The organism is Thermus antranikianii DSM 12462 (assembly GCF_000423905.1).
In the GTDB taxonomy this organism is placed as follows: Bacteria; Deinococcota; Deinococci; order Deinococcales; family Thermaceae; genus Thermus; species Thermus antranikianii.
In genome coordinates this window covers 44425-57007 of sequence record NZ_AUIW01000003.1, presented here as the reverse complement: position 1 = coordinate 57007, position 12583 = coordinate 44425, and the positions used below count along the sequence as shown (strand labels likewise).

The following is a 12583-nucleotide window of genomic DNA, read 5'->3' as shown; positions in this document are numbered from 1 at the left end:
GGGGTAGAAGCCTTTGCCCTAGACGAAGGGCGGCCCGGGGAGGTACATTTGTCCCGTGGACCCCGGGGACCTTTTGGACCTCCTTAAGCGCCGCACCGGATTTACCGAGGCCCATGCGGATTTGCTAAGGGAGCTTGGAACCACCATGGTCCCTTTGGCTCCCGAGGTAGCCCTGGCTTTTTACGACTACCTGGGGCGGGATAAGGAGTTGGCGGAGATCCTCTATGCCGTGCCCGGAAGGGTGGAGCGGCTTTATGGCACCTTTGCCCGCTGGTATGCCGAGCTTTTCGGAGGCACCTACGACCGGGCCTATGCGGAAGGGCGCAGGCGCATTGGATTGGTGCACGCCAGGCTGGGCATCGGCCCCCGGGCCATGATCCCTGCCATGGGCATCGTGCAAGAACTCTCCCTCGAGCACCTGCGCACCGCCCTCCGTGGCCCAGAGGTTTACAGTGCGGTGGAGGCTTTTGAGAAGATCATTGCTATAGAGATTGCCCTTATTGAGGAAAGCTACCTCGAGGCCCTTGCCTTGGGCCTCTCCCTGGGCCACCGGGACCTGAAGGAGGCCTTGGCCCAAGGGGCGGCTGCCCTTCTGCAGGCGGGCCACTCCTAGGGCTCCCGGGCCAGGTCGTTGAAGCGCACGTGGGCGGCGTGGAACTGGAGTTCCACCGTGCCTGTTGGGCCGTTCCGCTGTTTGCCCACGATGATCTCGGCGATCCCCGCCTTCTCGGAATGGGGGTTATAGTACTCGTCCCGGTAGATGAACATCACGAGGTCGGCGTCCTGCTCGATGCTGCCCGATTCCCTTAAGTCCGAAAGCATGGGGCGCTTGTTGGGCCTGGCTTCCACCGCCCGGGAAAGCTGGCTTAAGGCGATCACGGGCACGTTGAGCTCCCGGGCCAAGGCCTTAAGCCCGCGGGAGATGGCGGCGATCTCCTGTTGCCGGTTTTCCCCCTGCCTGCCGGCCCCAGGGCCGGACATGAGCTGGAGGTAATCGATGATGAGAAGGCCTACGTTGTGCTGGCTTCTAAGCCGCCTGGCCCGGGCCCTGAGCTCCATCAGGGTGAGGTCTGGGGTATCGTCGATGTAGATGGGGGCCTCGGAAAGCCTTCCCGCCACGTCCACCAGGCGGGAGAAGTCGCGGTCCGTGAGTTGGCCCAGGCGCACCCGGTTCATGTCGATGCGGGCTTCCGAGCACATGAGGCGTAGGGTGAGCTGGGAGGCGGGCATTTCCAGGGAGTAGATGCCCACCCCAATGCCCTCCTTTAAGGCGGCGTGCTGGGCAATGGTGAGGGCAAAGGCGGTCTTCCCCATGGCAGGACGGGCAGCGATGATGTTTAAGGAGCCCGGGGCCAGGGTACCGATGAGCTGGTCCAGTTCCTTGAAGCCGGTGCGTACTCCGGAAACCTCCCCCTTGTTCTGGAAGAGGGCCTCGATGTGCTCAAAGGTCTCGTGGACCAGCTCCCGTATGGAGCGGGCCTCGGTCTCCGTCTGGGTGAGGGCCACCTCGAGGATCTTCTTGCCCGCGGTGTCCAGGATCTCGTCCAGGCTTCCCGCCTCCTCGTAGGCCAGGCGCATGGCCTCGCCTGCCGCCTGAATGAGCTTTCTTAGGGTCCATTTCTCTGCCACGATGCGGGCGTAGTGCTCCGCGTAGGCGGCGGTGGGGGTAGCTTCGGAAAGCTGGACCAGGTAGCTGACCCCTCCCAGGGCTTCCAGCTCCCCCCGGCGGGATAGCTCCTCCGCCAGGGTCACCAGGTCCACGGGCTTCCCCTGGGACCTAAGGGCCTGCATGGCGGCGTAGATCTTGCGGTGGGCTTCCGCGTAAAAGGCTTCAGGAGAGGGGAGGAGGCTTTCCAGCTCGTCCAGCACGTCCGAATCCAGGAGAATGGCCCCCAGGACGCTCTGTTCCGCTTCGAGGTTGTGGGGGGGAATACGGCCTTCCATACCCATAGGCCTTACCAGGCTACGCCCACTCCCCCGGGTTTTGCCAGGGGGCTATTGCCGAGGGAAGCCATGCCTTCTCAAGGCCTCGGCCGTGGGGTCACCTTCGGGTTTCTCACCTTTTTCCCTTAGGGTGGGGATGTGCGGTGGCTTCTCGTCCTTTCCTGGATTGCCCTTACCTCTTGCCGGAGCCAGGCTTTACCTGAGCCCTTTGCCAGCCTGGAAAGGGGCGTGACAGAGGAGGTGCGCCAGGTGGCCTTGGGAGGGGAAGGGTATGCCCGGATGCTTTCGGGCTGGCTGCTTGTGGACCGGGAGGAGGTGCCCTTGGCGGAGCGGGCGGAGTACGCCTGGCGCTACGCCCTCTTCTTGGAGGAGGTGCGGGCCTTTGAGCCGGGCTGGGAAGCGAAAGCCGCCTGGCGCAAGGCCGCTTTCCTCCTTCAGAAAGCCCAGGACCCCCGGGCCTTTTCCGCTTGGCAAAAGCTTTTGCCCGAGGAGGAAGCGGTGGCCGCCCTCCTTTCCCTGGGGGAAGGGGAGAGGCTTTGGGAAGCCCTCTTCCAGGGGCGGGCCTACGAGGCTCTTTTGCGGGTTCTTCCCCTGGGGGTGCGTCCCGATCTCCGCGCCCAGGCGTTTTTCCGGCTAGGGCGCTATGGGGAGGCTTTGCCCTTTTACCGGGAGTGGGCCAGGCGGGACCCCAGGGGGTACCTGGGCCTGGGTTACGCCCTTTGGCGGCTTGGGCGAAGGGCTGCTTCCCCGTCAGGGGAACACCTCGAGGAGGCCCTGGAGGCCTTGGCCCGCTACCCCCATCCGGAAAGCCGCTACGCCCAGGGGCGGATCCTGGAGGAGATGGGAAGGGTCCTCGAGGCGGTGGAGGCCTACCGGCAGAGCATCCCCCAGGGGATTTGGCGGGCCACGGGTCTTCTGGAACGGCAGGGGTTGAAGAAGGAGGCCCTGGCCCTTTATCTGGACCTGGCCCGGGGCACGAGCCCATATGCGGACGACGCTGCCCTTCGGGCCTACATCCTGGCGGGGGAGCTGGGCTTAGCCGAATCCCGGAGGGAAGCCTTGGACCTGGTGCAAGGGGGGCTAGGCCTTCTCCTGGGGAAGGAGCCCCTGCCTCCACCCCCGGCACCTTCTTCCTCGCCGCCTCCAGAGGCTTCCTTGGTGGAGGCCCTGGTGGCTTTCGGCAAGGAGGCCTGGGCCCGGGGGGTGGTGCGCTACGCCCTTTGGCAAAGGCCTGGGGACTGGCCTGCCTTGGTGCCCTTGCTGTACCGCCTTGGGGCTTACCGGGAGGGGATCCGGGCAGCCTGGCCCACCCTCTTGGCCTACCCCCGCCCCTACCGGGAATGGGTGGAGGCCTATGCCGGGAAGGAAGGCTTAGACCCCAATCTGCTTTATGCCCTCCTCCACGTGGAAAGCCGCTTTGACCCTCTGGCGGTAAGCCCCACGGGAGCCTTGGGCCTGGGCCAGTTTCTTAGGAGCACCTGGGAGGATGTGGCCCGGATGCTGGGAGAGCCTCCTGCCGATCCCTTTGACCCCGAGGCCAGCATCCGCTACGCCGCCCGCTACCTGCGCTGGCTTATGGATAGGTGCGCCGCCTATAGGGGCCTGGAACAGGTGGCCTGCGCCGTAACCGCCTATAACGGAGGCGTTGGCTACACCCTGAGGGGCATCGCCCGGGAAGGCGGTCTTTACGCCTTCCTTCGCTTCCAGGAGCGGGATGAGCCCCGGGAGTACCTAGCCCAGGTGCTTTCCGCCTACGCGGCCTACCGGGCTATTCCTTAGCCTGGCGAAGCCCCTTTTCCGTCCAGGCGATAAGGGGCTTGAGGGCGAAGGGGGCGAAGAGGGTGGTGAAGACCACCATGAAGAGGACGATGGCGTACTCCTCCTCGTTGACGGCTCCCGCCGCAAGTCCCAAGGCAGCCACGATCAACCCCACCTCCCCTCGAGGGGCCATGCCCACTCCCACGGTGAGGGCAGAACGTACCCCTTGGGTCAAGGAGCCCAGGAACCCCCCCAGGACCTTGCCCAGGATGGCGATCACCGTGACCACGGTCCCCGCCACCAAGGTGGCAGGGGAGATGAGGGCGGCGAGTTCCAGCCGCACCCCCACCATGGCGAAGAAGAGGGGAGCCAGGAAGCTTTCTATGGCGAACACGGGTTCTTCCAGCCGGTACTTCTCCCGCACCTCTGAAAGGAGCATCCCTCCGAGGAATGCACCCACGATAGGGGCAAGGCCGATGGAGGCCGCCAGGGCAGCCATCCCGATGCCCAGGGCCAGGGCGAAGCCCACAGGGCTACCCACAGGGAGTTTTTCTAAGGGCAAGCGGGCGAAAAGGGGCGAAAGGGCCACCGCCAGGCCCACGAAGGCCACGGAAAGGAGGATGAGCTGCAGGATAGCCCCTGTTTCCACCTGCCCTGTTTTGGCTACCCCGTTCACCACCGCCAGGACGATGAGACCCAGCACGTCGTCGATGACCGCAGCTCCCAGGATAATGCGGGCGTAGGGGCGGGAAAGCACCCCGAGTTCCTGCAACACCCTGGCGGTGATCCCCACGCTGGTGGCCACCAGGGCGGTGCCCAGGAACAGGGAGGGCAGGGTGGCGAAGCCAATTTGCAGGCCAAAAAGGTAGCCTCCAAGAAAGGGGAAGGCCACCCCCAAAACCGCCACCAAGAAGGCTTCCTTGCCCACGGCCAGGATATCCCTGAGCCGGGTTTCCAAGCCCACCATGAAGAGGAGGAAGATGGCCCCGAGCTCGGCGATGAACTCCAGGATCTCTCCCTCGTGCACCCAACCTAGGAGGGCAGGGCCCACCAGGATGCCGGCCAGCACCTCCCCGATAACCACGGGTTGGTTCAGGCGCTTGAAGAGGAAGGCCATGACCTGGGCGGCCAGGATGAGGTAGAAGACCTCGAGGATGTGCCCAGCTCCGTGCATCACCGCCTCCTTAGGATGAGCTTGAGGAAGTCGCTCCGGGTGAGGATGCCCACCACCCTATTGCTTTGATCCACCACCGGCAGGTGGCGTACCTCGCTGGTGAGGAGGGTTTCCAAAGCCTTTCCCACCGGATCCTCGGGATGCAGGCGGGGGATATCCGTGCGCATAACCGCTTTTACTGGCGTTTTCTGGTAGCGCCGGTAGATATCCTCCAAAAACTCCCCATTTACCCACTCCCCGAAAAGCTGCAGGGCCTCCACATCGGAGAAGGGGATGTTTTCGGGGTGGGGGAGGAGCTCCTCCACCTGGAGTAGCCCCAGCAAGTATCCCTCTCGGTCCACCACGGGCAGGCTACCGTAGCGCTTTTCCAGGATACGCCGGGCGGCTTCCTCGAGGGTGGCCTCTGGTCCGATGGTGTCGGGGTTTGGGGTCATGAGTTCGGCTACCTTCATGGGCTAAAGTTTACCAGCGCCGCCACCTGGGGGCAAAGCGCCGGGCCGTGAGGGTGCCGAAAAGGAACCCCCCCAGGTGGGCCCACCAGGCCACCCCGGGTAGGCCCAAAAGCCCCTGCAGGAGCTGGAGGAAGGCCCAGTATCCGATGTAGAAGCCCGCAGGGAGGGTTACGAAGAGGGGAAAGATGAAGAGGATTACCGAGACCACATAGGCCCTGGGGAAGAGGGCGTAATACGCCCCCAGCACCGCCGAGACCGCCCCGCTGGCCCCGATCATGGGGATGGTGGAGGTGAGGGAGAAAAGCCCCTGGGCCAAGGCGGCGGCCATCCCCCCCAGGAGGTAGAAGAGGAGGAAGCGCCCGTGGCCCATACGGTCCTCCACGTTGTCCCCGAAGACCCAGAGGAACCACATATTGGAAAGAATATGAAAAAAGCTCCCGTGGAGGAACATGCTGGTGAGAAGGCGATACCCCTCCCCGGCAGGATCCTGGAAAAAGAGGGCGGGAACAAAACCGTAGGCTTGGGCCGACCACTCCAGGCCCACGGAAAGTTGCCAGAGAAAGGCCAGGGCGTTAAAGAACACCAGGCCCTTGACCACGAAAGCGGGCCGGCGGGCGTGGTTGATGTCGTAGAGGGGAAACACCCTAAGGCCTCCCGGGCTGCTGGTGACGATAGGGGACGGGCACGTACTGCACGCTGGGCTTACCCCCCTGGGCCTGAGGGTAGAGGTCCATGAGCTCGTAGACCTCGAGGGGCATCTCCGTGCTCACGGGAAGACCCATCTCTCGGGCCTGGGCCACGTCGATGGGGTAGTCGTGGGTCCAAGTGCCTTGGGAGAGGAGGGTGGCCACCTCCTCTGCCTTTTCCTCGGGCATGCGTTTGAGAAGCAGATTTTTCACCGTGGCCTTCACTTGCCTCAGGGCCTTTTCCGCCACATCCGCCAGGATCAAGGTCTGGTCGTCGATCTCCTGGATGGGCTTCTTTTCCAGCACCTTGAGAATGCTGGCTGCCGGATACTGGCCAAGCTGGGGGTCCACGGGGCCCAAGACGGCGTTTTCATCCATGACGATCTCGTCGGCGGCCAAGGCGATGAGGGTACCCCCGGACATGGCGTAATGGGGCACGAAAACCGTGACCTTGGCGGGGTGGCGCAGTAGGGCCTCGGCGATCTGCTCTGCCGCCAGGACCAGGCCTCCTGGGGTGTGGAGGATGAGGTCTATGGGCACATTCTTGTCCGTCAGGCGGATGGCCCTTAGGACCTGCTCTGAGTCGTCGATGGTGATGAAACGGCTTATGGGTATTCCCAGAAAGCTTACAGCCTCCTGGCGGTGGATGAGGGTGATGACCCGGCTTTTCCGCTTCCGCTCTAGCTCGGCGATCTTCCTGGCCCTGGCCCCCATGAGCATCTGCTGTTGCAGGTAGGGGGTGAGGACGGAAAGGATGAAGAAGAGCCAAAAGAGCTGGAAGAAGATTTCCATGGGAAGAGTATATAGTCTCTTAGGAGGAGCGGGCAGGGCGGCGGGGCCTTGGAGCTTCTCGCAGGAGGAGGCTGCCAAGTTCAGGGGCAAACCGGATGAGGAGGGCTCCCAAGGGGATGGAAAGAAGCACCAAGAGCACCGCCACCTGGGCCACCAGGGGATATCCCTGTTCCAGGGCCAGACTTCCCAGGACCAGGTTAAACTCCCCCCGGGGTACCAGGTACAAGGCGCTATAGAGCCGGCGTTTGCGGGAAAGCCCCACCCGGGCGCCCCCCGCATGGTTTAAGGGTAGCTTCAGAAGAAGCCCGGTAAAGGCCAGGACTAAAACCGCAGGCGTCAAGCCCTGGAAGAGGCTGAGGGCCTTTGCCCCCACCACCAGGAAGAAGAGGGCCACGCCCAGATCCCGCACGGGGCCGAAGAGGTGCTCTAGCCTTTCCCGAAGGCCCAAAGCGGCAGCGATGACCCCGGCGAGAAACGCACCCACGCCTTCCGAGGCCCCGATGGCGTGGAAGAGCAGGGCGGTTCCAGTGGTGAAGGTGGCTCCGAGGAGGAGGATGAGCTCGTGGGATAACCCTCCCACCCGGGAAACCAGCTTGGGACCGATAAAGCGGGCAAAGAGCAGGTAGGCCAGGGCCAAGGCCATCCCTCCAAGGAAGCCCACGGGGCCGTGCCCGCCCAGGAGGGCCAGGAGGATGGCCACCACCAGGTCCTCGAGGACCAAGACCCCCAGGACCACCTCGCTTTCGGGGTTGGCTGCCCGGCGCAGGTCGATGATGAGTTTGACGATCACCGCGCTGGAGCTGATGTAGATGGCTCCGGCCAGAAGGGCAGCCCCCCGGAGGTCCAACCCAGCCAGGAGTCCCAGGATAAAACCCAGGGGCAGGGCCAGGGTGTCGTACAGGCCTGCCCGGATGGCCTTGCTCGATAGCCCCTTAAGCCGGTCGGGGCCGAACTCCAGCCCCACGGAGAAAAGGAGGAGAAGAAGCCCCAAGGAAGGTAAGGGTTCCAGCTCCTCCACGGGGAGCCTTTCGCCCATCCATAGCCCCGTGAGAAGGTACACGGGCAGGGGAGGAAGCCCCGCCTTGTGGACAATAAGGGCTCCCAGGGCCAGAAGCCCTGCGGCCAGGGTAAAAGCCTCCACGGAAGGGTGCATCAGAGGGTCCTCTTCAGGGTTTCCACGGCCTCACGGCTTCCCGCCACCACCAGGGTGTCCCCTATCTCCAGGAGGGTGTCGGGGCTGGGATGAGGGATCAGGGGAGCCCCCGGGCGGTCCACGGCCAGGAGGTGGGCCCCAGGAGGCAGGGCAAGCTCCCCCACCCGCTTGCCTACCAGCTTGGAGCCGGGCAGGACCTTGATCCACTCGATGACCTTCTGTCCAAGCTTGCTTTGGGTGTCCCCCACCGCCTCGGGGTGGAAGAGCACCCCAGCCAGGATGGCCCCAAGCTCCCGGGCCTCCTCGTCGGTGAGGTCCAGGGCCATGGTGGGCTCGTCTTCCTCTCCCGCCTCAAAGTACTGGACTTCCCGCTTCCCCGAGTGGTGGACCACGATGACGATCCGGTCGCCGCTTTGCACCGTGATGGTGTACTTCCGCCCTACGCCGGGAAGAACCGCTTCCTCCACCCTCATGGTCGCCTCCTGGGGGAAAACTGGACGGCCAGGGTACGCCCGGCCACCAGGGCCAAGATGCCTAGGGTCCAGAAGAAGAGGTCCACCCCAGAGAGCTTTTCGGCGAAAAGGAGGAGAAGAAGTTCCCGCAGGGCCAGGGCCACGCCGATCTCCAGGAGGACCTCGAGGCGCACCCTTTCGAATTCAAAGTACTCCACGAAGACCCGCACCAACTCCAGGACGATGACCAGGCTCAGGACGTTGGTGACGAGGTCCTTAAGGCCCAGGCGCACCGTGGGCTCGCTCAGGGTGAGGCCCAGCTCCATGAAGGTGCGCCCCACCCCCACGAAAAGACCGATGAGAAGGGCCACCACCACCAGGTTGAAGACCAGGCGGGTAGCCCGGCGGTACAGGGAGAGGAGCAGGTTCTGGCTCATCTCAGAGAAGGAGGTTAAAGACCCGCTCAGCCCGCTCATGGTGCTCGGCCTGAGGGTTTTTAAGCCCGGGGTCTAGCTCTTTGAGAACCCGGGCATAGGCCACCACCAGGGCCCCGGCGATCTCGGGAAGCAGGTTGCGCACCTCCTCGGAGATCTCCAGGTCCAAAGGAGGCAAGGAGGCTAAGGCGTCCAGCACGGGCCTGAGCTCCAGGGTGGTTTCCATGGCCCGGAACTCCTTTAGGGTTTCTTGAAGCCCCTTGGTGAGGGGCAGGTCGGGTTCAAGGATGATGTCCCGTCCGTTGTACTTGGCCTGGCGCTCCGCCACCACCAAGAGGTCATAGATCTTGTTCCTGAGGAAATCGGAAAGGCGTTTAAGGTCGTTTTTGTCCATGTTCACGCCTGCAGCCAGGCGGAAGAGTTTCTCAAACTCGGCTATTTTCATCAGCATACCCGCTCACCTCCCCACACCAGGGTAAGACTTGACAATAGCATTGTCAACGCTCCTGATAAGAAACCCACCAACCCAAGGCGGAAGGCCAAGGGTTGGTGGGGTTTTTACCCTTCCTGCACGGGGATCCTCACAGGGGGCTCGGGCGGGCGCTTCTCCCGGGGGATCCTCACCTCCAGCACGCCCTTGTGGAGCTTGGCTTCAATACCTTCCTTCTTGGCGTCCTTGGGGAGGAGGTAGGAACGGTAGATGCGCCCATAGAGGATCTCCGAGAGGTGCTTGGTGCGCTTTTCCTCCTTTTTCTCCCCTTCCACCACCAGCTGGTCCCCCTCGAGGCGCACCTCCAGGTTCTCGGGGCCCAGGCCCGGAACCTCTACCCGCAAGAGGTAGTGGTCCTCGTGCTCGGAGAGTTCCGAAAGGGGTTCTAGGGTTTCCCCTTCCTCCTTAAAGACCCGCTCTAGCGCTTCCTCAAGGGCCTTGCGCACCCGGTTCCGGCCGAAGGGCCAAAGCTTCTCCAGCATCTTGACCTCCTTTTAAGGGCATAGGGCCCCGCCTGAGGGCGGGGCCCTGGAGCTTTAGCGCACGTTCCCGGTTTCCAGCTTCCTCGCCCTCAGGTCCAAGAGGCTGTACTCACCCTCGGAGAGGTCGCCCGGCACCACCACCCAGCTTGCCCCCAGCATCTCGTGCTTCTGGCCCCTGCCGGCGGTGATCACCAGGAGGGGGTTATGGGTCTTGACCAGATGGGCCACCTCATGGGACCCTCCCTCCCCCAGGCCCTTGTGGTAGGGGTTGGTGTAGAAGAGGAAGATCTTGGGGTAGTCCTTTAGGTCCCAAAGGGCTTTGAGGTGGTACTCCGCCACCCAGGAGGGGTAGCGTAGGACCTCTCCTTCCTCGGGCTCCCCGTCGTCAACGATCTCCCCGCCTATGCCTGCCACCAGATAGGGGCCCTTCCAGAAGGTGAAGGTTTCGTGGACGTTGCGCATCTCAGGCCGCACCAGCTCGATGTTGGCGGCCTCCCGGAGGTATTCCCAGATGGGGGCATCCTGGGGCCCGGGGATGTAGGCGGTGGGGAGATGAGCGTCGGAAAGGATGCGGAAGAAGGCGGCGTAGTCGCGGCTCTTCGCTGTTTTGGGCATGAGGTTGCCCACGATGGCGAGGGTATCTGCTCCCGTGTCAGGGGCCAGCCTCACCAGCTTTTCCAGGGCCTCGAGGTCGCCCATGGGGTTGGAAGTGGCCAGGATGTAGCGTATAGTCCGCCGCATACCTCACCTCCTACTCCACCTGCACCTGGATTCTCTTGGGCCTGCTTTCCTCGGCCTTGGGCACCAAGAGGTGGAGCACCCCGTGGCGGAACCGGGCCTGGACCCGGGAGAGGTCAAAGGTGCTGGGAACGTTGAAGCTCCGGGCAAAGGAGCCGTAGGGGCCCTCCAAGCGGTGGTAGGTGGCGTTTTCCCGCTTCTCAAAGGGCCGCTCCGCCTTCACCGACAAGACGCCCTCCTCGGCTATCACCTCTACCTTCTCCGGATCCACCCCGGGAAGGTAGACCAGAACATGAAGGCCAGCCTCATCCTCCATCACATCCACCGGAGGGGCGTACACCCTGGGCCCCTGCTGAGGGGTAGTGCCGAAGGCCCGTGCCAGGCGCTCCTGCAACTCCTCCAGCTCCCTGAAAGGATCAAACCGCAACATTCCTTCTCACCTCCTCTCACCACCTCAGGAGCGCGGCCATGCCTCCGCGCTCCAGAAGTTCTTTCTCCGCTTCACCCCGCACGAACTCCAGCTTGGTGGCATACCCCGCTGCCAGCTCGGGCAGGACCACGGCCAGGGGCTTAGGTTCAGGGTTTTGGCATTGGGCCAAGGCCCTGGCCTCATCGGGGAAGAAGATCCCGTCGCAGGCGTAGGCGGTCTGGTCCAGGTGCCAGGGAAGGATCCAGAGTTCCACCCGACCCTCCTGCACCCTTTCCAGCGCCTCGGGGCCGAAGATCGCTTTGGGGTAGGCTTCTTCCAGCTTTTTGAGAAGCTCCACCTCCCCCTTGCGCTCCATCTCCTCCAAGGCGGGCTCCAGCCGTTTGAGCACCTCGCCGGGGCTGGCCCCGGGGTGGGGCAAGGAGGGAAGCAGGGCCACCAGCTTTTCCTTAAGGCGCTTGGGCAGGTAGCCCAGGAAAAGCTTGGTGTGCTCCTCGGGGCCCATAAGGATGAGGCGGGTGAACCTGTGTTCCTCAGTCAGTTTCTCCAGTTCGTGGCTCAGGGTCTTGTAAAAACGCTCTTCCCATGCAGCCAGGCGCTTGGCGAAGAGGTCCTGCCCCGCCCCGCCCCGGGAGATGCCTCCCAGGTTGAAGCGGCGTCCTGGGGCGTCCAGGGAAAGCCGGCGCCAGGCCTCGGTGTCCAGAGCGAGGAAGGCATCCCTCACTTCCTGGATCTCGCCCAGGAAGATTTCGAACACCCGCCAGCGCTCCTGGTCCAGGTAGACCACCCCGTAGCGCTCGTACTCGTCCAGGGCGTAGATGAGGGGGAGGAGGAAGGGGTCGCCGTAGTGGGCTAAGGCCCCGTCCGTGAGGAAACGGCTTTCCTTTTCCCCCAAGAAGGTGGTCTTGAGGCTGGAGACCAAGGGTAGCTCCACCTGGAGCAGGAGGGTTTCAAAGAGTTTGTCCTTGGCGAAGAAAACGGCGGTCTTGGCCTCTAGAACCTGGTTTTTCAATACTTCCAGGACCCTCTCCTGCAGGTCCTGGGGCACCCCCAGGGCCTTCATGGCGTCCTTGGCCCTTAGGGCATAGGCCCGGTTGGCGTTTTCCGGCTTGGCGGGGTTGATGTCCAGGTAAAGGGAGAGAATCGGCCCCTCTGCGATGGCCAGGGTTTCCTTGATGCGCCGGATTTCTTCCTTCCCGATCATAGGCCACCTCCTAAAAGGGCCACGGCTTTGCGCACGGCTTCTTGATTGAGCCTTTCCTCCTGGCCCAGCCGGGTGAAGAGGGCCTCGAGGTCCGGCTCGGGAAAGGTGCTTTCCAGGTAGTAGGCCCGGTCAAAGCCTTCCTCGGAAAGAAGGCGGAGGAGCGCCTCCCAGCTTTCCTCTTCCTCCACCTTGGGCGTAGGGGGGAGGGAGGCGCCCAGGCGGCGGAGGGCTTCGGCGATGGCCTCGGCATGGGTCCGTTCCCTATGGGCCACCTCCTGCAGGAGGGCCCGGAGGTGGGGGTAGGGTACCCTTTCCGCCGCCCGCTCCGCCCGCAGGGCATCCAAGAGCTCATCCCGGTAGGCCTTTTGCAGGACCTCCACCACCCTCATACCGCCTC

At 63.7% G+C, this 12583-nt stretch carries 16 protein-coding genes; 2 read left to right on the top strand and 14 right to left on the bottom strand.

Translation table 11 applies throughout. The features are described 5' to 3' along the window. The first annotated feature begins 55 nt into the window (after positions 1–55). Entirely contained in the window at positions 56–613 is a 558-nt protein-coding gene (locus G584_RS0103630) for a protoglobin domain-containing protein (RefSeq protein WP_028493393.1), read from the top strand. On the opposite strand, the gene dnaB is transcribed toward G584_RS0103630, so the two are convergent. Further along, positions 610–1944 carry a replicative DNA helicase gene (dnaB, locus tag G584_RS0103625; protein ID WP_028493392.1) on the bottom strand — a complete coding sequence of 445 codons (1335 nt, stop codon included), beginning with the start codon at positions 1942–1944 and terminating at the stop codon, positions 610–612. The genes G584_RS0103630 and dnaB overlap by 4 nt on opposite strands. A gap of 138 nt (positions 1945–2082) precedes the next feature. Between dnaB and G584_RS0103620 the strand changes: the two genes are divergently transcribed. Further along, positions 2083–3723: a transglycosylase SLT domain-containing protein gene (locus tag G584_RS0103620; RefSeq protein ID WP_028493391.1), complete on the top strand. Its 1641-nt coding sequence runs from the start codon at positions 2083–2085 to the stop codon at positions 3721–3723. Here the strand turns inward: G584_RS0103620 and G584_RS0103615 are convergent. The 13 genes from G584_RS0103615 to G584_RS0103555 form a co-directional block, all read right to left on the bottom strand. Next, on the bottom strand, positions 3713–4876 hold the full coding sequence (locus tag G584_RS0103615; RefSeq protein WP_028493390.1) for a cation:proton antiporter: 1164 nt from the start codon (positions 4874–4876) through the stop codon (positions 3713–3715). The two genes, G584_RS0103620 and G584_RS0103615, sit on opposite strands and share 11 nt — an antisense overlap. After that, positions 4876–5328: a CBS domain-containing protein gene (locus G584_RS0103610; protein ID WP_028493389.1), complete on the bottom strand. Its 453-nt coding sequence runs from the start codon at positions 5326–5328 to the stop codon at positions 4876–4878. The genes G584_RS0103615 and G584_RS0103610 overlap by 1 nt, the downstream gene beginning before the upstream one ends. 10 nt (positions 5329–5338) lie before the next feature. Next, positions 5339–5971, bottom strand: a complete 633-nt coding sequence (locus tag G584_RS0103605; RefSeq protein WP_028493388.1) for a rhomboid family intramembrane serine protease — start codon at positions 5969–5971, stop codon at positions 5339–5341. A gap of 1 nt (position 5972) precedes the next feature. Further along, complete coding sequence (locus G584_RS0103600; protein ID WP_028493387.1) at positions 5973–6806, bottom strand: SDH family Clp fold serine proteinase; 834 nt, start codon at positions 6804–6806, stop codon at positions 5973–5975. 19 nt (positions 6807–6825) lie between these two features. After that, positions 6826–7959, bottom strand: a complete 1134-nt coding sequence (locus G584_RS0103595; RefSeq protein WP_028493386.1) for a cation:proton antiporter — start codon at positions 7957–7959, stop codon at positions 6826–6828. Continuing rightward, entirely contained in the window at positions 7959–8432 is a 474-nt protein-coding gene (locus tag G584_RS0103590) for a cation:proton antiporter regulatory subunit (protein WP_028493385.1), read from the bottom strand. Before G584_RS0103590 ends, G584_RS0103595 begins: the two co-directional genes overlap by 1 nt. Beyond that, positions 8429–8848, bottom strand: coding sequence for a phosphate-starvation-inducible PsiE family protein (locus tag G584_RS0103585; RefSeq protein ID WP_028493384.1), 420 nt, complete (start codon positions 8846–8848; stop codon positions 8429–8431). The genes G584_RS0103590 and G584_RS0103585 overlap by 4 nt, the downstream gene beginning before the upstream one ends. A 1-nt stretch (position 8849) precedes the next feature. After that, a complete protein-coding gene (locus G584_RS0103580; protein ID WP_028493383.1) occupies positions 8850–9296 on the bottom strand; it encodes a DUF1931 family protein in 447 nt (148 codons plus the stop codon). 107 nt (positions 9297–9403) lie between these two features. Next, a complete protein-coding gene (locus tag G584_RS0103575; protein WP_028493382.1) occupies positions 9404–9817 on the bottom strand; it encodes an Hsp20/alpha crystallin family protein in 414 nt (137 codons plus the stop codon). Between the two features lie 54 nt (positions 9818–9871). Then, positions 9872–10558, bottom strand: a complete 687-nt coding sequence (locus G584_RS0103570; RefSeq protein WP_028493381.1) for a metallophosphoesterase family protein — start codon at positions 10556–10558, stop codon at positions 9872–9874. A gap of 10 nt (positions 10559–10568) precedes the next feature. Further along, positions 10569–10985 carry an Hsp20/alpha crystallin family protein gene (locus G584_RS0103565; protein ID WP_028493380.1) on the bottom strand — a complete coding sequence of 139 codons (417 nt, stop codon included), beginning with the start codon at positions 10983–10985 and terminating at the stop codon, positions 10569–10571. Between the two features lie 16 nt (positions 10986–11001). Beyond that, positions 11002–12186: a VLRF1 family aeRF1-type release factor gene (locus G584_RS0103560; protein ID WP_028493379.1), complete on the bottom strand. Its 1185-nt coding sequence runs from the start codon at positions 12184–12186 to the stop codon at positions 11002–11004. Then, positions 12183–12575 carry a ferritin-like domain-containing protein gene (locus G584_RS0103555; protein ID WP_028493378.1) on the bottom strand — a complete coding sequence of 131 codons (393 nt, stop codon included), beginning with the start codon at positions 12573–12575 and terminating at the stop codon, positions 12183–12185. Before G584_RS0103555 ends, G584_RS0103560 begins: the two co-directional genes overlap by 4 nt. Positions 12576–12583: the final 8 nt, after the last annotated feature.

What these genes read in the sequence shown, in the direction of transcription:
- dnaB (WP_028493392.1), bottom strand. Translation starts at nt 1,944, where the DNA reads ATGGAAGGCCGTATTCCCCCCCACAACCTCGAAGCGGAACAGAGCGTC.
- G584_RS0103615 (WP_028493390.1), bottom strand. Translation starts at nt 4,876, where the DNA reads ATGCACGGAGCTGGGCACATCCTCGAGGTCTTCTACCTCATCCTGGCC.
- G584_RS0103610 (WP_028493389.1), bottom strand. Translation starts at nt 5,328, where the DNA reads ATGAAGGTAGCCGAACTCATGACCCCAAACCCCGACACCATCGGACCA.
- G584_RS0103600 (WP_028493387.1), bottom strand. Translation starts at nt 6,806, where the DNA reads ATGGAAATCTTCTTCCAGCTCTTTTGGCTCTTCTTCATCCTTTCCGTC.
- G584_RS0103595 (WP_028493386.1), bottom strand. Translation starts at nt 7,959, where the DNA reads ATGCACCCTTCCGTGGAGGCTTTTACCCTGGCCGCAGGGCTTCTGGCC.
- G584_RS0103590 (WP_028493385.1), bottom strand. Translation starts at nt 8,432, where the DNA reads ATGAGGGTGGAGGAAGCGGTTCTTCCCGGCGTAGGGCGGAAGTACACC.
- G584_RS0103585 (WP_028493384.1), bottom strand. Translation starts at nt 8,848, where the DNA reads ATGAGCCAGAACCTGCTCCTCTCCCTGTACCGCCGGGCTACCCGCCTG.
- G584_RS0103580 (WP_028493383.1), bottom strand. Translation starts at nt 9,296, where the DNA reads ATGCTGATGAAAATAGCCGAGTTTGAGAAACTCTTCCGCCTGGCTGCA.
- G584_RS0103575 (WP_028493382.1), bottom strand. Translation starts at nt 9,817, where the DNA reads ATGCTGGAGAAGCTTTGGCCCTTCGGCCGGAACCGGGTGCGCAAGGCC.
- G584_RS0103570 (WP_028493381.1), bottom strand. Translation starts at nt 10,558, where the DNA reads ATGCGGCGGACTATACGCTACATCCTGGCCACTTCCAACCCCATGGGC.
- G584_RS0103565 (WP_028493380.1), bottom strand. Translation starts at nt 10,985, where the DNA reads ATGTTGCGGTTTGATCCTTTCAGGGAGCTGGAGGAGTTGCAGGAGCGC.
- G584_RS0103560 (WP_028493379.1), bottom strand. Translation starts at nt 12,186, where the DNA reads ATGATCGGGAAGGAAGAAATCCGGCGCATCAAGGAAACCCTGGCCATC.
- G584_RS0103555 (WP_028493378.1), bottom strand. Translation starts at nt 12,575, where the DNA reads ATGAGGGTGGTGGAGGTCCTGCAAAAGGCCTACCGGGATGAGCTCTTG.